20 protein-coding genes and 1 pseudogene are annotated in these 23337 nt (G+C 72.6%); 6 read left to right on the top strand and 15 right to left on the bottom strand.

Translation table 11 applies throughout. From position 1 onward, the window contains the following. Nucleotides 1–21: 21 nt before the first annotated feature. From ACQEU8_RS25785 to ACQEU8_RS25770, 4 genes are all read right to left on the bottom strand, one after another. Complete coding sequence (locus ACQEU8_RS25785) at nt 22–681, bottom strand: response regulator (RefSeq protein WP_433105063.1); 660 nt, start codon at nt 679–681, stop codon at nt 22–24. After that, on the bottom strand, nt 678–1997 hold the full coding sequence (locus ACQEU8_RS25780) for a sensor histidine kinase (RefSeq protein ID WP_433105061.1): 1320 nt from the start codon (nt 1995–1997) through the stop codon (nt 678–680). Before ACQEU8_RS25780 ends, ACQEU8_RS25785 begins: the two co-directional genes overlap by 4 nt. A 28-nt stretch (nt 1998–2025) precedes the next feature. Next, nucleotides 2026–3003, bottom strand: a complete 978-nt coding sequence (locus tag ACQEU8_RS25775; protein ID WP_433105059.1) for a hypothetical protein — start codon at nt 3001–3003, stop codon at nt 2026–2028. 118 nt (nt 3004–3121) lie between these two features. Beyond that, nucleotides 3122–3892 (bottom strand): IclR family transcriptional regulator, encoded by a 771-nt coding sequence (locus tag ACQEU8_RS25770; RefSeq protein ID WP_433105057.1) that lies wholly within the window; start codon nt 3890–3892, stop codon nt 3122–3124. Nucleotides 3893–4066: 174 nt separating this feature from the next. Between ACQEU8_RS25770 and ACQEU8_RS25765 the strand changes: the two genes are divergently transcribed. Together ACQEU8_RS25765 and ACQEU8_RS25760 are read left to right on the top strand one after the other, a co-directional pair. Further along, entirely contained in the window at nt 4067–5575 is a 1509-nt protein-coding gene (locus tag ACQEU8_RS25765) for an aldehyde dehydrogenase (NADP(+)) (protein WP_433108711.1), read from the top strand. Nucleotides 5576–5623: 48 nt separating this feature from the next. Continuing rightward, entirely contained in the window at nt 5624–6688 is a 1065-nt protein-coding gene (locus ACQEU8_RS25760) for an aminotransferase class V-fold PLP-dependent enzyme (protein WP_433105054.1), read from the top strand. A 116-nt stretch (nt 6689–6804) separates the two neighbouring features. Here the strand turns inward: ACQEU8_RS25760 and thpD are convergent, their stop codons facing one another. The 4 genes from thpD to ectA form a co-directional block, all read right to left on the bottom strand. Next, the gene (gene thpD / locus ACQEU8_RS25755) at nt 6805–7704 is read right to left on the bottom strand and encodes an ectoine hydroxylase (protein WP_433105052.1); all 900 of its coding nucleotides are present in this window, start codon (nt 7702–7704) and stop codon (nt 6805–6807) included. A gap of 172 nt (nt 7705–7876) precedes the next feature. Continuing rightward, nucleotides 7877–8278: an ectoine synthase gene (locus ACQEU8_RS25750; protein WP_209237934.1), complete on the bottom strand. Its 402-nt coding sequence runs from the start codon at nt 8276–8278 to the stop codon at nt 7877–7879. A 138-nt stretch (nt 8279–8416) separates the two neighbouring features. Further along, nucleotides 8417–9685, bottom strand: a complete 1269-nt coding sequence (gene ectB, locus ACQEU8_RS25745; RefSeq protein ID WP_433105050.1) for a diaminobutyrate--2-oxoglutarate transaminase — start codon at nt 9683–9685, stop codon at nt 8417–8419. A gap of 91 nt (nt 9686–9776) precedes the next feature. Further along, on the bottom strand, nt 9777–10292 hold the full coding sequence (gene ectA, locus ACQEU8_RS25740) for a diaminobutyrate acetyltransferase (RefSeq protein ID WP_433105048.1): 516 nt from the start codon (nt 10290–10292) through the stop codon (nt 9777–9779). Between the two features lie 526 nt (nt 10293–10818). Between ectA and ACQEU8_RS25735 the strand changes: the two genes are divergently transcribed. The 4 genes from ACQEU8_RS25735 to ACQEU8_RS25720 all read left to right on the top strand — a co-directional run bounded on the left by ACQEU8_RS25735 (nt 10819) and on the right by ACQEU8_RS25720 (nt 14795). Beyond that, entirely contained in the window at nt 10819–11919 is a 1101-nt protein-coding gene (locus ACQEU8_RS25735; protein ID WP_433105046.1) for an amidohydrolase family protein, read from the top strand. 233 nt (nt 11920–12152) lie between these two features. Beyond that, entirely contained in the window at nt 12153–13607 is a 1455-nt protein-coding gene (locus ACQEU8_RS25730) for a carboxyl transferase domain-containing protein (protein ID WP_433105044.1), read from the top strand. Between the two features lie 28 nt (nt 13608–13635). After that, entirely contained in the window at nt 13636–14391 is a 756-nt protein-coding gene (locus tag ACQEU8_RS25725) for a DsbA family oxidoreductase (RefSeq protein ID WP_433105042.1), read from the top strand. Continuing rightward, on the top strand, nt 14388–14795 hold the full coding sequence (locus tag ACQEU8_RS25720; RefSeq protein ID WP_433105040.1) for a DUF1992 domain-containing protein: 408 nt from the start codon (nt 14388–14390) through the stop codon (nt 14793–14795). Before ACQEU8_RS25725 ends, ACQEU8_RS25720 begins: the two co-directional genes overlap by 4 nt. 103 nt (nt 14796–14898) lie before the next feature. Here ACQEU8_RS25720 and cobC read toward each other — a convergent pair whose 3' ends face one another. The 7 genes and pseudogenes from cobC to ACQEU8_RS25685 all read right to left on the bottom strand — a co-directional run bounded on the left by cobC (nt 14899) and on the right by ACQEU8_RS25685 (nt 23259). After that, nucleotides 14899–16008, bottom strand: a complete 1110-nt coding sequence (gene cobC, locus ACQEU8_RS25715) for an Rv2231c family pyridoxal phosphate-dependent protein CobC (RefSeq protein ID WP_433105038.1) — start codon at nt 16006–16008, stop codon at nt 14899–14901. Further along, the gene (locus ACQEU8_RS25710; protein ID WP_433105036.1) at nt 16005–16481 is read right to left on the bottom strand and encodes a cobalamin biosynthesis protein; all 477 of its coding nucleotides are present in this window, start codon (nt 16479–16481) and stop codon (nt 16005–16007) included. Before ACQEU8_RS25710 ends, cobC begins: the two co-directional genes overlap by 4 nt. Beyond that, a complete protein-coding gene (locus tag ACQEU8_RS25705) occupies nt 16478–17890 on the bottom strand; it encodes a cobyrinate a,c-diamide synthase (protein ID WP_433105034.1) in 1413 nt (470 codons plus the stop codon). The genes ACQEU8_RS25710 and ACQEU8_RS25705 overlap by 4 nt, the downstream gene beginning before the upstream one ends. Nucleotides 17891–17924: 34 nt before the next feature. Beyond that, nucleotides 17925–18533 (bottom strand): cob(I)yrinic acid a,c-diamide adenosyltransferase, encoded by a 609-nt coding sequence (gene cobO, locus ACQEU8_RS25700; protein ID WP_433105032.1) that lies wholly within the window; start codon nt 18531–18533, stop codon nt 17925–17927. Next, nucleotides 18533–20635, bottom strand: coding sequence for a putative cobaltochelatase (locus ACQEU8_RS25695; RefSeq protein ID WP_433105030.1), 2103 nt, complete (start codon nt 20633–20635; stop codon nt 18533–18535). Before ACQEU8_RS25695 ends, cobO begins: the two co-directional genes overlap by 1 nt. Nucleotides 20636–20693: 58 nt before the next feature. Further along, nucleotides 20694–22271 (bottom strand): cobyric acid synthase, encoded by a 1578-nt coding sequence (locus ACQEU8_RS25690; RefSeq protein ID WP_433105028.1) that lies wholly within the window; start codon nt 22269–22271, stop codon nt 20694–20696. Beyond that, a pseudogene (locus ACQEU8_RS25685) lies at nt 22268–23259 on the bottom strand (cobalamin biosynthesis protein). The gene ACQEU8_RS25690 and the pseudogene ACQEU8_RS25685 overlap by 4 nt, the downstream one beginning before the upstream one ends. Between the last annotated feature and the right edge of the window lie 78 nt (nt 23260–23337).

Raw genomic sequence — 23337 nt, 5'->3', positions numbered from 1 at the left:
CCCGCCCAGGTGACGGCTGTCTCAGCCCGGGGTGACGACACCGTTCTCGTAGGCCAGGATGACCGCTTGTGTACGGTCCCGGGCACCCAGCTTGGCCAGTACGCCGGCGACGTGGGTCTTCACGGTCGCCATGCTGACGGTGAGGTCTGCGGCGATCTCCGCGTTGGTCAGCCCCTGGGCCATCAGCCGCAGGACCGCAGCCTCCCGGTCGGTGAGCCGCGCGGTGAGCGCCTCGGCGCGGCGGTCCCGCGCGTGGTGGGCCGCCAGGGCGCGGACCGCGGCGGGGAACAGCAGCGACTCACCGCGCGCCACCAGCCGCACACCGGCGACCAGGTCCTCGGCCGTGGCCCGTTTCAGCAGGAAGCCGTGGGCGCCGGCCCGCAGCGCGTCGTAGACATAACTGTCGTTCTCGAACGTGGTGAGGATCAGAATGCGCGGCGCCTCCTCGCCCATGCTCCGCACCAGGTGCTCCGTGGCGCGGATGCCGTCCACGCGCGGCATCCGCACGTCCATCAGCACCACGTCCGGGCGCAGTTCACGGACCGCGGAGACCGCCTCGTCGCCGTCCGCCGCCTCGCCCACCAGTTCGATCCCGGGCTCGCTCGCCAGGATCGCGCGCAGCGCCGTACGGACCATGCGCTCGTCGTCCGCGAGAAGGACCCGCAAGGGCGCCGCTGTCATGGAGTGCTCTCCTGTCCGGTGCTGTTCCGTGCCGCACTGTGCGACCGTACTGCCGGGGCCAGCGGCAGGCGGGCCGTCAGCCGCCATACGCCCTCCTCGCTGCCCGCCCGCGCGGTGCCGCCCAGCAGGGTTGCACGCTCGGCGATCCCGGCGAGACCCCGCCCGCCCGAGGGCCGGGCGGCAGCCGCCCCGTCCGCCGCGTTCTCGATCGTCACCGCCAGCAGTTCGCCCTCCGGGGAGTGCTGCCGCTCCAGCCGGACGTCCACGGCGGCGCCCGGCGCGTGCCGCAGTGCGTTGCTCAGCCCCTCCTGTACGACGCGGAAGGACTCGGCCGACACCTGCGCTTCCAGCAGTGCGAGAGGGCCGAGCGCGTCGTCGACCCGCAGCCGGACCTCGGTTCCGGTGGCGCGGGTGCGGGCGACCAGCGCGTCCAGTCCCGCCGCCAGGCTGGGCCCGGCCGCCGGGGCGCTCTCCCCGGCCCGCAGCACCCCGAGCACCGCGTCCAGCTCCGCGACGGCGCCCCGGCTGGTCTCCTCGATCGCCGTCAGCGCCTCTCGTACGAATTCCGGGTCGCCGTCCAGCACCCGGCGTGCGGCGCCCGCCTGGAGCGACACCGTGCTGAGCGCGTGCCCGACCGAGTCGTGCAGCTCGCGCGCCAGCCGGTTGCGGACCGCCAGATCGGCGGCCCGGCGCTCGGCGGCAGCGAGCCGGTCAGCGGGCGTCGGCCCCAGCAGTACGGGCGCACACCGCGCCAGCAGCGCCCCCGCCCCGCGGACGGCCGCCACCAGGCCCGCGAGCAGCGCGAGCCCGGCCACCGGCGCCGTCCACAGCGCGCTGCCGTCGTGGTCCCACGGCCACGCCCACTGTTCGTCCTGCAGCGCCGGGAAGAGCGGGAGGACCAGCAGGACGACCGCCATCGGCGGGACCGCCAGCGAAGCCCCGCTCACCATCCCGCCGAGGCCCACGTGCAGCGTGAACCAGACCGCCGAGCGGCGTCTGGCCGCCCATGAATCGGCGGGCCCCAGTGCGAGGGTGCCGCCGGGGAGTTCGCACAGGGTACGGGCCGCGGCGGACTCCAGCGCCCTGAGCACCGGGATCAGTCCGGACACCGCCACCAGCGGGAGGGAGAGCCCGAACGCCAGGAACTGCGGGCCTGGTTCACGGTTGAGGAACTGGGCCATATCGGGGCGTACGACGCCGATGCCGACAGTGGTCAGCAGATAGAACGGCATCAGCAGCGCACCGCCCTGGAGCAGATGCACCCAGCGCAGCGCCAGCGTCCGCACCCTGCCGCGGCCCGGTGGCCGTTCCGTCATGCCGTCCCCCCGCTGTGTGTACGCGCTCTCAGGCGTGCTGCCGCACTGCCGCACCGGGCGCCGGGCGGGGCGTCAGCTGTCGCGCTCGGCGGCGCAACTGCTGGGCGCCCAGCGCCGCGAGCAGCAGCCCGGCGAGCGCCTGGCAAGAGTAGGCCAGCAGCGTCCCGGCGCTCACCTCCTGGCCCAGCGTCCGGCCGCCGCCCGAGAGCGCCCCCAGCAGCAGCCAGCCGCCCCAGCACGCCAGCACCCCGGAGCCGGTCCAGGCGACGGCCAGCGTCGGCCACAGCCGGGCCGTGCCGCGGTCCCTCGCCCCGCCCGTACGCAGCAACCGTGCGACTGCTGCGACGGTGAGAATCACGTACAGCAGGAACGTCGCGTCGACGATCCGGCTGTCGGCACTGTCGTCTGCCAGCTGCACCGCCTGCCCCCCAACGGAGGGAAGCGCCACGAGCACAGCTGCGGCGAGTCCGTATCGGTGCCATGGATGGGCACTGTTGTGCTCCGCAGCGCCTGGGTGGAGCGGGGAGCGCAGCAGTGTGCCCCAGCGGTCGCGTACATAGAGCACGAACAGCGCACCCAGGGCGAGGGCCTGCACGGTGAATCCGGTGTAGACGAGAGTCCACACCCAGCTGTCCAGCAGCTCATCGGCTCCGCTGTCCATACCGCCGCCGGTGCCCCCGCCCAGCACCCCGTAGAGCGTCTGCACGGGGAAGGCGACCACGATCGGGCCGAACAGCCCGCAGGCGATCCACAGGGGCACGGCGAGTACGGCGCCGGGGAGTCGCCGCCCCCAGGGGCGGGTGAGGGCGAGGACCAGCAGGATGACCGTGCCGTCCATGGCGACGGTCAGCGCGTTGAGGATCCACATGGTGGCGCCGCCGTCGAGCAGCGGGCTCCCCTGCGGGATGCCGGCCTGCCCGCCCGACAGCCAGCCGGCCTTCAGGGTCAGATACGGCAGGCAGGCGGCGACCGTGACGGTGGCGAGGACGGTTCTTGCTCTCTCCATGGCCACCACGCTCCCCGCCCGGCGGGAACGGGACGTCCTGCTGTACGACGAACCCCCTCCGCCGCGCGACGGAGGGGGCTGCTCGCTGGGTGGAGGCGCAGGGAGGCGTGCGGACGCGTCAGAGCGTGCGGGTGGCGTGCATCAGCCGGTCCCGCGCGTCGAACAGCGCGTCCTTGATCATCTGCTCGTGCGCCGGTGTCAGCCGGGCCACCGGCACCGAGCAGCTGATGGCGTCCCGCGCCGGAGTGCGGTACGGGATGGCCACGCCGAAACAGCGCAGCCCCAGTGTGTTCTCCTCGCGGTCCACGGCATATCCCTGCTCCCGCACCAGTCGCAGCTCCTCGATCAGCTGCTCGCGGTCGGTGAGGGTGTGCTCGGTGAGCTGAGCCAGGGTCTCGGGCAGCATCTTGCGCACCTGCTCGTCCGGATACGTCGCCAGCAGTGCCTTGCCCAGCGAGGTCGAATGCGCGGGCAGCCGCCGTCCGACGCGGGTGAACGGGCGCAGATAGTGCTGGGACTGGCGAGTGGCGAGGTAGACGACGTTGGTGCCGTCCAGCCGCGCCAGGTGGATGGTCTCCGTGGTGTCGTCCGAGAGCCGGTCCAAGGTGGGCTTGGCAGCGGCCACCACCTCGTCGCCGTCGATGTACGACGTCCCCACGAGCAGCGCCCGCACCCCGATCCCGTACCGGGTGCCGGTGGCGTCCGTCTCCACCCAGCCGAGGTCGACCAGGGTGCGCAGCAGCATGTAGAGGCTCGACTTGGGATAGCCGACCGCCTCCTGGACGGCGGCGAGCGTATGCATCCCGGGCCGCCCCGCGAAGAACTCCAGCAGCTCCACCGTCCGCACGGCCGACTTGACCTGCGAACCCCCCGCCTCGGTACCCGACATCGACCTTGACCCCTCTGTTCGAGCAGACCTACAGTCCCAAAGGAATTCACCTACAGGGACGTTGTTCAGCATACCGAACAAGACGGCTCCGCAGGGCCACGAAAGCCGCGCGGAACGCCTGTAGGCGATCGGATCCGCAGGACCAGGAGGACTCCGGTGGCAGCAGCAGTACCAGTGTGGAGCGTCGACCCCCGTACCGGAAAGCAGCGGGAACAGGTCGCCGACGAGGCCACGGCGGCCGATGTGGACGCCGCCGTACGGGCCGCGCACGAGACGCTCCCCGCGCTCGCCGACCGGGTGGTCCGCGCGGCCTTCCTGCGCGCTGCCGCGAAGCGGCTCGAAGCCGACGGAGAGCGGATCGTCGCGACGGCGGACGCCGAGAGCGCGCTGGGCGAGCCCCGGCTGATCGGCGAACTCGCCCGTACGACAGGGCAGTTGCGGGCCTTCGCCGACGAGATCGAGGACGGCGGCTACCTCGACGTCATCATCGACCACGCCGACCCCACGCTCACCCCGCCCCGTCCCGATCTGCGCCGCTACAAGCTGCCGATCGGGGTCGTCGCCGTCTACGCCGCCTCCAACTTCCCGCTGGCCTTCTCCGTCCCCGGCGGCGACACCGCCAGCGCGCTCGCCGCCGGCTGCCCCGTCGTGGTCAAGGCGCACCCCGACCACCCCGCCACCTCCGCACTGTGCGGGGCCGCGCTGCGGGCCGCCGCCGTGGACTCGGGGCTGCCCGAGGACGTGGTCTCCGTCGTGTACGGATTCGAGGCGGGCGTCGAACTGGTGCGGCATCCGCTGGTGTCCGCCGCCGGGTTCACCGGCTCCGTCAAGGGCGGCCGTGCCCTCTTCGACGCGGCTGCAGCGCGGCCCCGGCCCATCCCGTTCCACGGTGAACTCGGCTCCCTCAACCCCGTGGTGATCACCCGCGAGGCCGTCGCCGAGCGTGCCGAGCAGATCGGCGAGGGACTCGGCGGCTCCACGACGCTGGGCACTGGCCAGTTCTGCGTGAAGCCCGGCCTCGTCCTGGTCCCGGAGGGGCAGGACGGCGACCGGATGCTCGACAAGCTCTCCGAGACCCTGCGCGGCACGGCCCCCGGCCATCTGCTGGACGACCGGATGCGGCAGGCGTTCCTGGCGGGCGTCGCCGAGCGGGCGGCACTCGAACGGGTCGAGGCGCCGGTCGTCGCCGGGGCCGGTGACGAGGAACGGACCGTGCGGCCCGGGCTGTTCACCGTCTCGGCCCGCGAACTGGGCGACGAGCACGAGCTGTTGCTGGAGGAGTGCTTCGGCCCGGTGACCGTCGCCGTCCGGTACGCGGACGAGGCGGAGGCCGAAGCGGTGCTGGCGCGGGTACCCGGCAGCCTCACCGCCACCGTGCATCTCGGTACGGACGAGGCGGCCGGCAGCGAGGGCGCCGCCTCGCTGGTCGAGCGGCTCACGGCTGTCGCGGGGCGGGTGCTGGTGAACGGATGGCCCACCGGGGTCGCCGTCGCTCCGGCCCAGCACCATGGAGGGCCGTACCCGGCCACCACGTCGACCTCCACCTCCGTGGGGGCCACCGCGATCGAGCGCTGGCTGCGGCCGGTCGCCTTCCAGAACACACCGGAGGCCCTGCTCCCGCCCGAATTGCGGGACGGCAACCCGCTCGGACTGCCGCGCAGGGTGGACGGGGTCCGCGAGTGAGGGCATAACCCGGTGGACCGGCGGCAGCCGCCCCGCGACACTGGCGGGATGGATCCACGTGTGCTCGCCGCCGAGTTCAAGCCCGAGGTCACCTACTTCAACACCGCCTCCCACGGCCTCCTCCCCGCCCGCGCGGCAGCGGCGGTCGCCGAGGCCGTAACCGGAATGTCCGCAGGCCGTATCGATCAGGCGGTCTACTACGCGGAAGTCGACAAGGCGCGCGCGGCGTTCGCACGGATCGCCGGCACGACGGCGGCCCGAGTGGCGGCGGGCAGCGCGGTGTCCACGCACACCGGACTGATCGCCGCCTCCCTCCCCTCCGGCGCCGAAGTCCTCGCGCCCGAGGGCGACTTCAGCTCCGTCGTCAACCCGTTCACGGTGCGCGACGACATCACGCTGCGCACCGTGCCCCTCACCGAACTCCCGGACGCGGTGCGGCCCTCCACCACGCTGGTGGCCCTCAGCGCGGTGCAGTCGGCGGACGGCCGTATCGCCGATCTGCCCGCCGTACGGGCGGCCGCGCGCGCTGCCGGCGCGCGGGTGCTGCTGGATGTGACGCAGGCGGCGGGCTGGCTGCCGTTCAGCGCCGACGACTACGACTACGTGGTGTGCGGCGCGTACAAGTGGCTGCTGTGCCCACGCGGTGCGTCGTTCCTGGTCGTCTCGGCGCAGGCGCAGCGCGACCGTGCGGTCCTGCCGCTGCACGCGGGCTGGGTGGCGGGGGCCTCGCCCTGGGACGACTGCTACGGCCCGATCGCGCGGCTCGCACCGGACGCGCGGGCATATCAGGAATCGGTGCCGTTCCTGCCGTATCTGGGCGCCGTGCGCTCCCTCGAACTGGTCGAGGAGCTGGGCGGCCCTGAGGCGATCGGGGCGCACGACCGGGCGCTGGCCGCGCGGTTCCGCAAGGAGGTCGCGGGGCTGGGCCGCGGATACGAACCGGTGCCGGGTGACTCGGCGATCGTCGCGGTGCCCGGTCTCGGGCACACCGTCGGCAGGCTGGCGGCCGCCGGGGTGTCGGCCTCGGACCGGGAGGGCAATCTGCGCGCGGCCTTCCACCTCTACAACACCGAGGAGGATGTGGACCGGCTGCTCAACCTCCTTGCGGGCTGAGCACATACGGCACCGGCCGAGCAGATACGGCGCGGGGGCGGGACCGCGTCCGGTCCCGCCCCCGCTCGGTCCCCGTACAAGGGGGCACAGGGCGTGTCACGTCACGGGCGTATGTGTCACTTCACGGGCGTGAAGTCCCGCGCCCCGATGAACTCCGGGCGGCGGACCGGCGCTGCGAAGGGTTCCACTGCCTGGTTCTCGACGCTGTTGAAGACGATGAACACGTTGCTCCGCGGGTACGGAGTGATGTTGTCACCGCTTCCGTGCATGCAGTTGCAGTCGAACCAGGTCGCCGACCCCGGCTTGCCCGTGAACAGCTTGATGCCGTGTGCTTCGGCGAACTTGGTCAGGGACTCGTCCGTCGGCGTCCCCGCGTCCTGCATCTGCAGCGACTTCTTGTAGTTGTCCTTCGGCGTCTCGCCCGCGCAGCCGAGGAAGGTCTTGTGCGACCCCGGCATGATCATCAGGCCGCCGTTGGTGTCGTAGTTCTCCGTCAGCGCGATCGAGACCGACACGGTCCGCATCCGGGGCAGACCGTCCTCCGCGTGCCAGGTCTCGAAGTCGGAGTGCCAGTAGAACCCCGTGGCGCCGAAGCCCGGCTTGACGTTGATCCGGGACTGGTGGACGTAGACGTCCGAGCCCAGGATCTGCCGTGCTCTGCCCACGACGCGCGGGTCACGCACCAGCTGTGCGAAGACCTCGCTGATCTTGTGCACCTCGAACACGGACCGGATCTCCTGCGACTTCGGCTCGACGATCGAGCGTTCATCGGCACGCATCTCCGGATCCGAGGTGAGCCGTTCCAGTTCCGCGCGCAGCACATCGACCTCGTCCGGCCCGATGAGCTGGTCGATGGCGAGGAACCCGTCCCGCTCGAAGCCCGCCAGATCCGCGGCCTCAATAGGCCCCGGCGTACCCGGTTCGGACCACACGACGGGGTCCATCCGCGGGATGGCCACCTCGGTGGTCCCGCGAGTCGGGTACAGGTCGGCGGTGCGCTCGGGTGCGGTGGTCATGGAAGTGCCTTCCTCTCCTCTCGTACGGCCCTGTTCACTTGGCGAAACGGCCGAGACGGCCGAAGTGGACCGGCGAACGGTCCCCAGTCACGAAGGGCGGTTGCCTCAGCGTGTCAGCACGTGGGCGCTTCGGCGCGACGGTGCTGCGGCGCGTCGCCGCTCAGCCTTCGGCTCAGTCGTCAGGCTCGGTGAGCAGCGGGTAGACGCCGTTCTCATCGTGGTCTTCCCGGCCGGTGACCGGCGGGTTGAAGACGCACACGCACCGGAAGTCGGTCTTCGGGCGCATCGTGTGCTTCTCGTGCCCGTCGAGGAGGTACATCGTGCCGGGAGTGATCCAGTGCTTCTCGCCGGTCTCGTCGTTGGTCAGTTCCGCCTCGCCCTCGACGCAGAGCACGGCCTCTATGTGGTTGGCGTACCACATCGAGGTCTCGGTGCCCGCGTAGAGGACCGTTTCGTGCAGGGAGAAGCCCACCTTCTCCTTTGCGAGAACGATGCGCTTGCTCTCCCAGGTGCCCGACGCCGCCTTGACGTGTCGGTCGGTGTTCTCGATGTCCTTGAAGGAACGAACGATCACGGTCTGATGGTGCCTTTCTCTGTGTCCCTTACGGAAGAGGCTGCTTTATGTCCATTACGGACGAAGCCCGTTCCTACTGTGTCCATTACGGACGAAGCCCGTCCCGGCGGGAAGCCGGGACGGGCCACGACATGGGGGTCAGACGGTCTCGCGGACAGCCCGCGCCAGAATGCGCAGCCCCTCGTCCAGCTCATCGGGCGTGATGGTCAGCGAGGGCAGCAGCTTGACGACCTCGCTCTCCGGACCCGAAGTCTCGATGAGCAGCCCCAGTTCGAAGGCGCGCCGGGCGATGGCGGTGGCGCGGCTCTTGTTGTGGAACTCCAGGCCCCACACCAGGCCACGGCCGCGGTAGTCGGCGACCTCGTCGGCATGCTCCTCGGCGATGGCCTTGAGCTGGGCCTCGACCTGCTCACCGCGGGAGAGCGTCTGCTTCTCCATCTGGCCGTCGGCCCAGTAGGTCTGGAGCGCGGCGGTCGCGGTGACGAAGGCCGGGTTGTTGCCGCGGAAGGTGCCGTTGTGCTCGCCCGGCTCCCAGATGTCCAGCTCCGGCTTGAACAGGGTGAGCGCCAGCGGCATCCCGTAGCCGCCGATGGACTTCGACAGCGTGATGATGTCCGGCTTGATGCCCGCCTCCTCGAAGGAGAAGAAGGCGCCGGTGCGGCCGCAGCCCATCTGGATGTCGTCGACGATCAGCAGCATGTCGTGCCGCTCGCACAGGTCGGCCAGGGCGCGCAGCCACTCGGCACGGGCGACGTTGATGCCGCCCTCGCCCTGCACCGTCTCGACGATGACGGCAGCGGGCTTGTTGAGGCCCGAGCCCTGGTCTTCCAGCAGCCGCTCGAACCAGACGAAGTCCTCGGTGGCGCCGTTGAGATAGTCGTCGAACGGCATCGGGGTGCCGTGCACCAGCGGAATGCCGGCGCCGGCGCGCTTGAAGGCGTTGCCGGTGACGGCCAGCGAGCCCAGCGACATGCCGTGGAAGGCGTTGGTGAACGAGACGATCGACTCGCGGCCCTTGACCTTACGGGCCAGCTTCAGCGCCGCCTCGACGGCGTTGGTGCCGGTCGGCCCCGGGAACATCACCTTGTGGTTCATGTCGCGCGGCTTGAGGACCAGCTCCTGGAAGGTCTCCAGGAACGAGCGTTTGGCGCTGGTGGACATGTCCAGTCCGTGCACCACACCGTCACGCTCGAGGTAGTCCAGCAGGGCCCGTTTGAGCACCGGGTTGTTGTGGCCGTAGTTGAGCGTGCCCGCTCCGGCGAAGAAGTCGAGGTAGGTGTGGCCGTCCTCGTCGTACATGTGCGCACCCTGCGCCCGGTCGAAGATGGTCGGCCAGCCACGGCAGTAGCTGCGCACCTCCGATTCCACGGTTTCGAAGACGCTGAGGTCCGGCTGGGTGATGGTCACAGCTTGCTCCAGGGAGTGAGTCGCGTGGGAAGAAAGTCTGGATATGGGCGGTCGGCGACGGTGCCTACCCGCGGGTGTGCGGCCGTATACGTCAGCGCTTCGATGCGCCGGGAAACACGACCGGACCGATCCGGTACAGCACTTCCGGCAGGTGGCCGTCCTCCGGGAAGAGAGCGGCGTCGAACAGCACGTCCTTGGCGACCGCGGCCGAGTGGCGCTGCGCGTAGGACGTGAACAGCCGGTTGGAGGGGGTGTTGTCCGGAGTGACCGTGGTCTCGACGGTGTCGATGCCGTACTCCTCGGCGACGCGGAGCGTCAGCCCGTCCAGCATCGCCGCGGCCAGTCCGCGACCGCGGGCCGCCTCGTCCACGGCGACCTGCCAGACGAGGAGGGTGCGCGGCTGCTCGGGCCGTACGTAGCCGGTGATGAAACCGACCGGCTCGCCCGCGCCGTCGCGGGCCACGACCGAGGTGGCGGCGAAGTCGCGGCACCACAGCAGGTAGCTGTACGAGGAGTTCAGATCGAGGGTCTTCGAGTCGCGGGCGATGCGCCAGATCGCGGCTCCGTCGTCCACACGGGGTGTGTCGAGCTTCAGTCCCTCCGGCATTTCGAGAAATCCTCTAGGGGCACGTGCATGGTCTGCTTGTGCGGCGGTCATGTGAATTCAACTTACCCAGCAGAATCCAAAACTGCACGGGCGTGAGGGGTTACGGGAGCGGGGTGGTCTGTGTTATCGCGCGCGGGCGAGCGGGCGCGCTGGACCGCTGCGCTGGGCTCCCGCTTAAGCGGATATGTCCGTGTATAGCGGCCGACCTGTTGGATGCGTCACAGTCCGATAACAGCCGTGTGATCCACCGGAGATTTGCACCCCGGAGCTGCGATGAAGCTAACGAAATCTTGGCGTTTGAGCCGACGGAGAGCGGGCAGAAGAATACGGGCGCCTGTGCCGGAAAAGCGGCCCGGATTGCATCGTAAAGCCGGAGCTTAGGGCCTGTCCGCCTTTTCTGCGGATCCGCAGAGCTCCTTCTTCGCTTTCGGTCCCGCCAATGTTCACGCAACCGCCTTCCGCCGTCCCGCCGGCCCAGGGGACGTGCCCTGGACGGCGCCACGCCGGGCACTCGTACAGTGCGGATATGAGCGAGCGCGCGAGTCTGCACATCAAGGGGCGGGTGCTGGTCGGGCCCGAGGACGTACGGGACGAGCTGTGGGTGGTCGACGGACGCGTCACCTACGAGCGGCCGGCCGGGCCCGGCGGCGGTGCCGATCCCGCCGTTCTGACCGGCTGGGTGCTGCCGGGCCTGGTGGACGCGCACTGCCACGTCGGACTGGACGCGCACGGCCCCGTCGACGACTCGACCAGCGAGAAGCAGGCGCTCACCGACCGGGAGGCGGGTGCGCTGCTGCTGCGTGACGCGGGGTCGCCCTCCGACACCCGCTGGATCGACCACCGGGACGATCTGCCCCGCATCATCCGCGCCGGGCGCCACATCGCCCGTACCCGCCGCTACATCCGCAACTACGCCCATGAGATCGAGCCCGGCGACCTGACCGCGTACGTACGCCGCGAGGCACGGCGCGGCGACGGCTGGGTCAAGCTCGTCGGCGACTGGATCGACCGCGAAGAGGGCGATCTGAGCTCCTGCTGGCCGCGCTGGGCCGTCGAGGAGGCCATCGCGGCGGCCCACGAGGAAGGCGCTCGCGTCACCGCGCACTGCTTCGCCGAGGACTCGCTGCAGGACCTGGTCGAGGCGGGCATCGACTGCATCGAGCACGCCACCGGGCTGACCGAGGAGACCATTCCGCTCTTCGCCGAGCGCGGCGTCGCCATCGTGCCCACCCTGGTCAACATCGCCACCTTTCCGGCCCTCGCGGCGGGCGGCGAGGCCAAGTTCCCGCGCTGGGCGGCCCATATGCGGGAGCTGCACGCCCGCCGGTACGACACTGTGCGGGCCGCGTGGGAGGCGGGGATCCCCGTCTTCACCGGTACCGACGCGGGTGGCTCCCTCGCGCATGGGCTGGTCGGGCAGGAGATCGGGGAGCTGGTCAAGGCGGGGATACCGGTGCTGGATGCGTTGTCGGCCGGCACATGGGGGGCCCGCGATTGGCTGGGGCGGCCTGGTCTGGCCGAGGGGGCGCCTGCGGATTTCGTTGTTTATGAGAGTGATCCGCGTGTTGATGTGCGGGTGCTGGAGGCGCCGAGTCGGGTGGTTTTGCGGGGGCGGGTGGTGCGTTGAATTGCTGGGGGGGGGTGCCCCTTGCTGTTGATTGCAGGCTGCGGGTCGTTTGTGGCTTGTCGCGCAGTTCCCCGCGCCCCTTACGGGGCGCGAGTCCGCGTCCCCTTGCTGCGCTTGGGAGGTCTGCGCCAGAGGCGCAGGGCTGGCAAGCGCAGCGCCCCATGCCGGGTACGCAAGAGCTGCCGGACAAGCCACTGGTGCGCACGGCAGCCTCCGTGTCGCAGGCTGGACGTATGACTACAGCGCGTACGGTGCTGGCCCAGCTGGCGACCGGCTTCACGGAGTTGCACGCCCCGGAGGGGCGGCCCGCGGCGGCGGACGGGCCGCTGGGTTGGCCCGGATATGACGAGATGCGCAAAAAGGCTCAGCAGCGCACCGGGGAGCCCGAATCCGTGGTGTGCGGCACAGGGCGGGTCGGCGGCATTGAGGCGGTGCTGCTCTGCTTCGAGTTCGGGTACCTCGGCGGCTCGCTGGGAGAGCGCACCGGTGACCGTATCGAGGCGGCGCACGCCCAGGCGCGTGAGCGGCGGCTGCCCGTGGTGACGCTGGTGGCCACCGGGGGGAGCCGGATGCAGGAGGGCATGCGCGCCCTCGTCCAGCTACAGCGGGTGACCCGGCAGACCGCGCTGACCCGCGCCGCGGGACTGCCGCAGCTCGCGGTCGTCCGCGACCCCACGACAGGCGGCGGCTGGGCCACCCTCGCCGCGGGCGCCGATGTGGTGCTGGGCCTGCCCGGCGCACAGGCGGCGTTCGCCGGCTCGCGTGTGCGTCCGCGCGCGGCCGACCCCTCCGCGTACACCGTGGAGGCCCAGTACGAGGCCGGTCACATCGATCGCATCGTGCCGGAGGCGGAACTCCCCACCGTCCTCGCCCGCTGGCTCACCCTGCTCACCCTGCTCGCCGGGACGAGCACCGGTCCGGGTACCGGTGCGGCACAGGCAGACCCCGCACCGGTGCCGTACGCGCTGCCAGGTCCGACCGCCTGCGGCCGGCTGCCCGACAGCGGTACGGAAGCCGTCGCACGCGCCCGCGCTGCGGCCCGCCCCCGGGCTGCCGCCTATCTGGACGCCTACTTCACGGAACGCGAGGAGATCAGTGGCGACCGCTGCTCGGGCACCGACCCGGGCGTGCTGTGCGGATTCGGATTGCACGACGGGCGCACGGTCGCCTACGCGGCGCAGTGCGGTACCCCGACCCGGCCCGCCGGATACCGCACGATCGCGCGGCTCGTCCGGATGGCAGACCGGCTGCGTATCCCCGTTCTGACCCTGATCGACACACCCGGCGCCGCCAACGGCCCCGAGGACGAGCGGGCGGGTGCCGGGCCCGCCATCGCCGAGGTGTTCACCGCCGTCGCCGAGGCCACCGTGCCGGTCACCTCGCTGCTGATCGGCGAGGGCGGCTCGGGCGGCGCCCTCGCGTTGGCCGCTCCCGGCAGGCTGTGGGTCACCCCGGACAGCTACTTCTCCGTCATCGCCCCGGAACTGGCCGCCGCCATTCTCAAGCGCGACTCCGAGCAGGTGCCACAGACCGCCGAGGAGCTGCGGCTGCGCCCCCAGGACGCCGTCGAACTGGGGGTGGCCCGCGCAGTGGTGGAGACGGCGTACGGCGCGGCGAGGACACCCGGCGTCACCGGGACGGTGCCGGGCGGTCAGGGCGGCCAGGGCAGCCGGGGCGACGGGGAATAGCCGGTGCGCGGTGGCGGTTCGACCGGACATGCGCGTAGAGATCTGGTCCGACATCGCCTGCCCCTGGTGCTACATCGGGAAGGCCAGGTTCGAGAAGGGCCTGGCGGCCTTCGCCCACCGGGACGAGGTGGAGGTGGTGCACCGCTCCTTCGAACTCGACCCGGACGCGGGCGCGCCGACCGGGCTACCGGTCACCAGGCTCCTGGCGGACAAGTACGGCCTCACGCCCGAGCAGGCCGAAGCGGCCGAGGCGCGGGTTGCCGAGACCGCGCACGGCGAGGGCCTCGGCTATGCGTCCGGCCGCCTGATGAACGGATCCACCTTCGCGCTGCACCGCCTGCTGCACCACGCCAAGCGGCAGGGCCCGGCCGTGCACACCGCGCTGCTGGACGCCCTCTACCGCGCCAACTTCGCCGAACTGCTGCCCCTCGGCGCCCCGGAGACCGTCGTCTCGGTCGCCACCGGCGCCGGACTGGACGAGGCCGAGGTCCGCCGGGTCCTCGCCGACGAGGACGCCTACGCCGAGGACGTACGCGCCGACGAGCGCGAGGCGGCAGCGCTGGGCGCCACCGGCGTGCCGTTCTTCGTGCTGGACCGCCGCTTCGGTGTCTCCGGCGGCCAGCCCGCCGAGGTGTTCACCCAGGCGCTGGAGCAGGCGTACGCGGCAGCGGGCGGACTCGTCCAGGTGGCGGCCGGATCCGGCCCAGCCGGGCAGCACGGTGGAGCGGCGTGTGACGATGGGACCTGCGAGGTGCCCGCACACCGCACGGAGGACGCGCCGTGACCGAACGCAAGCCCCCAGGAGTCAGCTTCGAGAGCTGGGCCGACCGGCAGATCCGGGAGGCCGAGGAGCGCGGCGAGTTCGCCGACCTCCCCGGCGCCGGAAAACCGCTGCCCGGCCTCGACAAGCCGTACACCGAGCAGTGGTGGGTCGAGCGCAAGATGCGCGACGAGAACCTCTCCTATCTGCCGCCCTCCCTCGCGCTCCGCAAAGACGCGCAGGAAGCCCGGGAGCGGGCCGCAGAGGCGCGCTCGGAGGCCGAGGTGCGCTCGATCCTCAGCGAGATCAACGCCAGGATCGACGAAGCGATCCGCCGCCCTCCGGAGGGCCCGCCCCATCGCCTCGTCCCCTTCGACGTGGAGAGCGCCGTACGGCAGTGGCGCTCGGCACACGGGAAGCGCCGCTGAAGCCGGTCCGGCTGGGGTGGAAGCGCCGTAGCGAGTGTGACCGTCGTCGTCACGCCTCGCCGCAGTGTGCCGTGTGGGGGCGGCGGCACGGTGGCCGCTCCGGTCAATGCTCGTCCGCCGTGTGCTCGTGCGCGGCGTCCAGCGTCTCCAGCGCGTGGTGCAGCGCCCCCACGAACCGGTCGGTCGTCGAGCGGTCCCGTACCGCCATCCGGAACCACTGCCGCCCGAGCCCGGGGAAGGTGTCCCCGCGCCGTACGGCGAAGCCCAACTCGCGCAGCCGGGCGCGCAGCGCCGCCGCACGCGGGTGCTCCAGCAGCAGGAAGGGCCCTTCCGGGGTGGGTGTCGCCTCGCGTATCCCGGCCGTACGCAGCTGTGCCAGCCGCTCCCGCAGATGGTCGCGGTCCGCCGCGAACTGCCGGGCCGCCTGCTGGGCTTCGGCCAGTGCGGCAGGCGTACTGCACGCCTGGGCCGCCACCAGCGCCGGGGCCGAGACGGGCCACAGCGGCTGCTGATGCGCCAGTGCGCGCACGGTCCCGGGGTCGCTCAGCACATAGCCGATACGCAGTCCGGCCAGGCCCCAGGTCTTGGTGAGGCTGCGCAGCACGACCGTCCGGCCCGGCAGCTGTCCCAACAGCGGCACCAGCGACTCCCGCTCCCCCGGTACCGCGTCCACGAACGCCTCGTCCACGACCAGGGTGCGCCCCGCACGGGCGAGCCCGGCCAGGTCTGTTGCGGGGTGCAGCACGGAGGTCGGGTTGGTCGGGTTGCCGACCACCACCAGATCCGCCTCCGCCGGTACGGCGTCCGCCTCCAGCCGGAAGCCGTTCCCCGGCCGCAGCAGCACCTGCTCCACCTGGTGCCCCGCGTCCCGCAGTGCCGCCTCGGGTTCGGTGAACTGCGGGTGCACCACAACCGGGCGGCGGGCGGATATGGCGCGCGCCAGCAGGACGAACGCCTCTGCCGCGCCCGCCGTCAGCAGTACGTGGTCTTCCGGCAGCCCGTGCCGCTCGGCCACCGCACGGCGCGCCGCAGAGCTGTCCGGATAGGCGGCCAGTGTCGTCAGCGAGGTGGCCAGCCGCTCTCGCAGCCACACCGGGGGAGTTCCGGTACGGACGTTGACGGCCAGGTCGGTCAATCCGCTTCCGGCGCCCCGCACTTCCACGTCCCCGTGGTGCCGCAGGGCCTCGCCCAGGGCGGTTCCGTCCGCGTTCACGGCTCTCTCCCCGGCACGGCGACGGCGGCGACGGCAGCGGTGACGCGCACGGGAGCCCCCGCTGTCGCCCGTGCCTTGGTCTTCGGCACCAGCAACACCGGAGCCCCTCCCTGTGCGGCCGGTCCGCTGCCTCCGCCACCCGCCAGCAGTGCCGCCGCCTCGGCGACGGAAGGCGTGCCCACGGCCGTACGGGAGAAGTCCGAGGGGTGCGGCACCCGTACGCGGGCCAGCGTCCGTGCGTCGTAGGCGATCAGCGGCAGGCCCAACTTCCGTGCCGCCGCCAGCAGCCCCGGCTCCTCGGCCCGCGCCTGGACGGTCGCCAGCGCCGCCGCGTCACCTTCCGCGAGCCCCGCGGCGGTCAGCACACTCCGCACCAGTTCCAGCACCTCTTCAGCCGTCACACCGGCGCAGGTGCCCACACCGACGGTGACCACGCGCGGCCCCTGCCCCGTACCGGCGCCGAACGCGCTCATGCCGCGTTCCCCGCTCCGGGAGACCCGTTCCCCGCTCCGGCAGCTCCGTTCTCCGCATCCCCGCGTCCCGCGCAGCGCGCCACGAACCGTGCCGCCATCCGCGGCGCAGCCGCCCAGTGCACATGCAGGTAGGAGGCGTGCACATTGCCCTGGACGAACCCGTCCGGGCGCCGCTCGGGCCGCACCAGCCCCCACGCGGGCACCTGCCCCGCACCCGGCAGCAGTTCGGTGCGGTGGAACTCGTGCCCCCGCACCCGGGTGCCGGCCTCGGCGAGCGCGCTGTCCGCGACGGCCACCGCCTCGCGGTAGCCCAGCGTCAGCCGCTCGGCCATCCGCCCCCGCGCGTCGAGTACGCCGCACATCGGCTTGCCGTCCAACTCCCGTGCGAGATACAGCAGCCCGGCACACTCGGCCGCGACCGGCCCGTCGAAGGCCGCGATCTGCTCCCGCAGGGGTCGATTTTCGGCCAACTCCGGAGCGTATACCTCCGGGAAGCCCCCACCGATCACAAGCCCCGCCGTGCCGTGCGGCAGCGCCTCGTCCCGCAGCGGATCGAAGCCGACGACCTCGGCGCCCGCAGCCCGCAACAGCTCGGCGTGCTCGGCGTACGAGAAGGTGAACGCCTCCCCGCTCGCCACCGCCACGCGCGGCGCCCCGGCCACCGGCTCGGCCCCCACCTCGGCGACCGGGTCCCACGCCTCCGCTGGCAGCGGCGGAGCCTGCCGCGCCAGCGCCAGCAGCGCGTCCAGGTCGCACCCTTCGCGCACCCGCTCCGCCAGCGCCGTCACCGACTCCACTGCCTCCGCGCGCCGTTCGGCCACCGGCACCAGCCCCAGATGCCGGGAGGGCGCCCGCACCACCTTCGTACGGCGCAGTACGCCCAGCACCGGCACCCCCGAGCCATCCAGCGCCTCGCGCAGCAGCTCCTCGTGCCGGTCGGAACCCACCTTGTTGAGCACCACTCCCGCGACCCGCACCTCGGGGTCCCAGGAGGCGAAACCGTGCACCAGCGCGGCCACCGAGCGCGACTGCGACGAGGCGTCCACCACCAGCACCACCGGAGCGCGCAGCAGCTTGGCGACATGCGCCGTCGACGCCAGCCCGCCCTGCCCCGCAGCGCCGTCGTACAGCCCCATCACGCCCTCGACCACGGCGAGATCCGCGCCCCGGGCGGCATGGCCCAGCAGCGGTGCGATCCGCTCGGGACCGCACAGATACGCGTCCAGGTTACGGCCGGGACGGCCGGTCGCCAGCGCGTGGTAGCCGGGATCGATGTAGTCGGGGCCGACCTTGTGCGGGGAGACGGCCAGCCCGCGCCCGGCGAACGCGGCCATCAGCCCCGTCGCCACCGTCGTCTTGCCGCTCCCGGAGGACGGCGCCGCGACCACCAGCCGCGGTACCCGGATCACGTGGCGGCCCTCCAGCAGCGCTCAGCGGCAGCCGTCACCACTCGATGCCCTTCTGCCCCTTCTGACCCGCGTCCATCGGGTGCTTGACCTTCGACATCTCGGTGACCAGGTCCGCGGCGTCGATCAGCTGCTGCGGCGCGTTCCGCCCGGTGATGACCACATGCTGGGTACCGGGACGGTCCCGCAGCACGGCGACCACCTCCTCGACGTCCACCCAGCCCCAGTGCATCGGATAGGCGAACTCGTCCAGCACCAGCAGCCGGTACGTCTCGGCGGCCAGGTCGCGCTTGACCTGCTCCCAGCCCTCGCGGGCCGCCGCCTCGCTGCTCATCTCACCGTCCTGGACGTTGCGCTGGATCCACGACCAGCCCTCGCCCATCTTGTGCCAGGTCACGCTGCCGCCCTCGCCGGAGTCGCCGAGCACCCGCAGCGCGCGCTCCTCGCCGACCTTCCATTTGGCGGACTTGACGAACTGGAACACCCCGATCGGCCAACCCTGGTTCCAGGCCCGCAGCGCCAGCCCGAACGCGGCCGTCGACTTGCCCTTTCCGACGCCTGTATGGACCGCCACCAGCGGCCTGTTGCGCCGCTGACGCGTGGTGAGACCGTCCTGCGGTACGACGCTCGGCTGTCCCTTCGGCATTACGCCGCCCTCCCTGCGTGCCCTGCGTTACGTGAATCGGTTGTGCTGCGGACGAGTTCCGTCACGGCGTCCGCACGCAGCTCGTCCAGCGTGACGGCGCTGCCGCCCAGTTCCGCGGCCAGCTCGCGGGCCAGCCCGAGCCGCACGTGCCCCGCCTCGCAGTCCACGACCACCGAAGCGGTGCCGTCGGCCGCCAGCAGCCGCGCCGCCTGCCGGGCCCGCACCAGCGGCTCCTGGCCGCCCGTCGCGCGCCCGTCCGTGACCGTGACCAGCAGCGGCCGCCGCGCCGGGTCCCGCAGCCGCTCGACCCTCAGCACCTCGCGGGCCCGCAACAGCCCCGCCGCCAGCGGCGTACGCCCACCGGTCGGCAGCGACTCCAGCCGGGCCGCCGCCGCGTCCACCGACGAGGTGGGCGGCAGCGCCACCTCCGCCTCGCCGCGCCGGAACGTCACCATGCCGACCTTGTCCCGCCGCTGGTAGGCGTCCAGCAGCAGCGACAGCACCGCCCCCTTGACGGCGCTCATCCGCTGCCGCGCCGCCATCGACCCTGAGGCGTCCACCACGAACAGCACCAGATTGCCCTCGCGGCCCTCCCGTACGGCCTCCCGCAGATCGTCCCTGCGCACCACCAGACCGCTGCCGCGCCGGCCCCGAGTGTGCTGGTGCGGGGCAGCCGCCTGCACGGTCGCCGCCAGATGCAGCCTGCCCAGCGCCCCCTGCGGGCGGCGCGACCCTGTCGTACGGCCGTGCGCCGTGCGGGCCCGCGAGCGCCGCCCGGCCGCACCCTCGCCGAGCCCGGGGACGGTGAGGGTGCGCGCCTTGAACGGTTCGCCGGCGGGAGCGGTGGGTTGCTGCGCGGCAGCGGGGGCTTGCGGGTCGGGCTCGGGCTGGCCGGGGGAGGGGGTTTCGGTGACCGACCGGTCGGTCTGCTCGGGGAGGTAGGGCTCGGGTGGGGCACCTTCGAGCGGGGCATCGTCCTGCGGAGCGCCCTGCGGCGGCAGCCCGCCGCCGTCCGGGCCGCCGTCAGGCCCGCCGTCGTCGGGGCCGTTGTCGTCCGGCCCTTCCGGCTCCGGGCCGCCCTCGTCCTGGCCGCTGTTCTCCTCCAGCGTCTGGTCCAACTTGTCCTCGTCGAGGCCCGGCGCGTCGAACGGATTGCGCCTCCGCCGGTGGGGGAGTGCCAGCAGCGCCGCCTGCCGCACATCCGCCGACTCCACCTCGGTACGCCCCGCCCAGGCCGCCATCGCCGTCGCCGTACGGGCCATCACGAGGTCGGCCCGCATGCCGTCCACCTCGAACGCCGCGCAGGTGGCGGCGATCTGCCGGAGCGCCGCGTCACCGAGCCGCACCTGGGGCAGCAGTGCCCGGGCTGCGGCAATCCGCTCGCGCAGCTGCTGCTCGTCGTCCGCCCAGCGCGCCGCGAAGCCCTCCGGGTCGTCGTCGTAGGCGAGCCGCCGCCGTACGACCTCCACCCGCTCGTCCGTCTCGCGGGAGGCGGCCACCTCGACCGTCAGCCCGAACCGGTCGAGCAACTGCGGGCGCAGCTCGCCCTCTTCCGGGTTCATCGTGCCGACCAGCAGGAACCGGGAGGCGTGCCGTACGGAGACGCCTTCGCGCTCCACATAGGAGGCGCCCATGGCGGCGGCGTCCAGCAGCAGGTCCACCAGGTGGTCGTGCAGGAGGTTGACCTCGTCCACGTACAGCACGCCCCGGTGCGCGTCCGCCAGCAGACCCGGCTCGAACGCCTTCACGCCCTCCGACAGCGCCCGTTCGATGTCCAGTGCGCCCACCAGCCGGTCCTCCGAGGCGCCGACGGGCAGCTCCACCATGCGGGCCGGGCGGGATTCGGCAGCGCCGGCGCCCTGGTGGGGGCCGTCCGGGCAGGCGGGGTCGGGCGCGGAGGGGTCGCAGGAGAACCGGCAGCCGGGCACGACGTCGACGCCGGGCAGCAGCGCTGTGAGCGCCCGGACGGCCGTGCTCTTGGCCGTTCCTTTCTCACCCCGCACCAGCACGCCGCCGATGGCGGGGGAGACGGCGTTGAGCAGCAGCGAGAGCTGGAGGTCCGCCTGGCCGACGAGGGCGGTGAAGGGATAGGGGGTCGTCACGCGACGGTCACTCCTTCGAGTGGCTTGGGTGCATCAGGGGCGGCGGAGTGCGGGCCGGTCACACTGGCGCCCCCGGCGGTACGAACGGCAGCCCCTCGGGCACGCCGTCCTCGATGAGCCGCAGCAGCGCCGCCGTGTCCGCGTGCTCCTCGACCAAGTCGCCCAGCCGGTCCAGCTGTTCCTCGCGGAGTGCGGCGAACCGGGTGTCGGGCGCCGGCTCGAAGGCGCGGCCCGCGTCGGCGGCGACCCGGCGCAGAAAGGCGCGGCGGAAGCCGTCCGACTCCAGCGAGCCGTGCCAGTGGGTGCCCCACACGGTGCCGACCCGGCAACCGTCCAGCGCAGCACCCTCGGGGCCGCTCAGGAACGGCTCACCACCGTGCACGTCGGCCACCCCGTGGTGGATCTCGTAGCCCTCCACCGGCTCACCCAGCGCGAGCCCGTGCGGGCGGGCCAGCGTCTTGTCCCTGGCGAACCGCACCCGCACCGGCAGCAGTCCGAGTCCGTCCACCACACCCGCGCGCGACTCGACCTCGTCCTCGATACGCTCGCCCAGCAGTTGGTAGCCGCCGCAGATGCCCAGCACGGGCCGCCCCTCGGCCGCACGCCGCGCCAGCGCCGCGGCCAGCCCACGCGCGCGTACCCACTCCAGCGCCTTGACCGTGCCCCGGGTGCCGGGCACCACCACCAGGTCGGCGTCGGCCAGCTCCTCGGGGCGGTCGCAGAACCGCACCACCACACCGGGTTCGGCAGCCAGCGCGTCCACATCGGTGAAGTTGGACATCAGCGGCACCGGCAGCACAGCGACCCGCAGCACATCGGCACCGTGCGGGGGCGCGACGGCGGACTCCCGTACGGTCCCGCGCAGCGAGACCCGGAGCCCGTCCTCCTCGTCGATGCCCAGCCCGTGCTGGTACGGCAGTACGCCGAGCGTGGGCCGCCCGGTCAGGCCGTGCAGCATCTTCAGGCCGGGTTCCAGCAGTGAGACGTCGCCGCGGAACTTGTTGACCATGTAGCCCGCCAGCAGCGCCTGGTCCTCCGGCGCCAGCAGTGCCGTGGTACCGAAGAGCGAGGCGAACACCCCGCCCCGATCGATGTCGCCGACCACCAGCACCGGCAGCCGACAGGCGCGCGCCAGCCCCATGTTGACGATGTCGCTGCGCCGCAGATTGATCTCGGCGGGGCTTCCCGCGCCCTCGCAGATGACCGCGTCATGGGTGCTCCGCAGCTCCTCCAGACAGCCCGCGACGGTCTCCAGCAGCTCCGCACGCCCCCCGTGCCGTACGTCGCCGCTGCCCTCCGTGTGGCGGCCGAAGTATCCCCGGGCCGACATCTCGCCGACGGCCTTGCCCAGCAGTACGACCTGACTGGTGCGGTCGCCGCCCGGCTTCAGCAGCACCGGGTTCATCAACGCGCTCGGCTCGACCCGTGCGGCAGCCGCCTGCATGGCCTGCGCCCGGCCGATCTCCGCGCCGTCGAGCGTGACGTACGAGTTGAGCGACATGTTCTGCGCCTTGAAGGGCGCCACCCGCACGCCTTTGCGGGCCAGCCAGCGGCAGATGCCCGCCGTCACCACGCTCTTGCCGGCGTCCGAGGTCGTCCCGGCGACCAGCAGCCCGCCTCCCGTACGCGCGCTCACCGCACCCCTCCCATACCGCGGCCCCGCCCGCGGCGGCGTACTGCCGTACCCACCAGACAGCTCGTGGCCAGCGCCAACAGTCCTACCCGGCGCGACAGCCGCACAGCCCGCTCGATGTCCGCCGTGCGGACGGCCCGGCCGGGCGCGTTGAGAACGGGCCGGTGCTCCACCCGCCCGCCGTACGAGAGCGTCCCGCCCAGCCGCACCCCGAGCGCGCCCGCGAACGACGCCTCCACGGGCCCGGCGTTGGGGCTGGGGTGGCGGTGCGCGTCACAGCGCCAGGCGCGGACGGCACCGCGCGGGTCCGGTCCGGCGAGCGCGGCCAGTACGGCGGTCAGCCGCGCCCCGGGCCAGCCCGCCACGTCGTCCAGCCGCGCGGCGGCCCAGCCGAATCTGCGGTGCCGGGGGAGGTGTGCCCGACCATCGCGTCCAGGGTGTTGACCGCGCGGAAGCCCACCAGCCCGGGTACGCCCGCCAGCGCTCCCCACACCAGCGCTCCCACCACGGCGTCCGAGGTGTTCTCCGCGACCGACTCGACCACGGCGCGGGCCACCGCCGGCGCGTCCAGCTGCTGCGGGTCGCGCCCGCACAGCGCGGGCAGCCGCTCGCGCGCCAGCTCCAGGTCCCCCGCCTCCAGCGCGGCGGCCACGGCCCGGGCCTCGCGGGTCAGCGACGTACCCCCCAGCACGGCCCACGCGGCGACGGCGGTCAGCGCGATGCCCGGCACCGGTGAACGCCCCACGGCGCGCGCGGGGTTGCGCCCGGCGCTCGCCGTAGTCAGTCCGCGGGCCGCTGCGGCGGCGCCTCCCACGCAGAGGGCGACATAGAGCGCGCCCGCACCCCGGTGGTCGCGCCACATGCGGCGCTCCAGTGCTGCGGCGGCCCGGCCGAAGACGGCGACAGGGTGGCCGCGCCGTGGATCACCGAGCAGCGCGTCGGCTGCGAACCCCAGCAGCGTGCCGCACACATGGACGTCACGGCTCCGCATCAGCCGACGGATCCGGCGCACGCATCCACAACGGCAGCAGGTATGGGGGCAGGGCCACGCATGGCAGTGTCCTCACTC

Origin of the sequence: Streptomyces sp. CA-250714, assembly GCF_050936705.1 — a bacterium.
Classification (GTDB): Bacteria; Actinomycetota; Actinomycetes; order Streptomycetales; family Streptomycetaceae; genus Streptomyces.
Note: the sequence above shows the minus strand (reverse complement) of the source record. Positions and strands in the feature narration are given on the sequence as shown.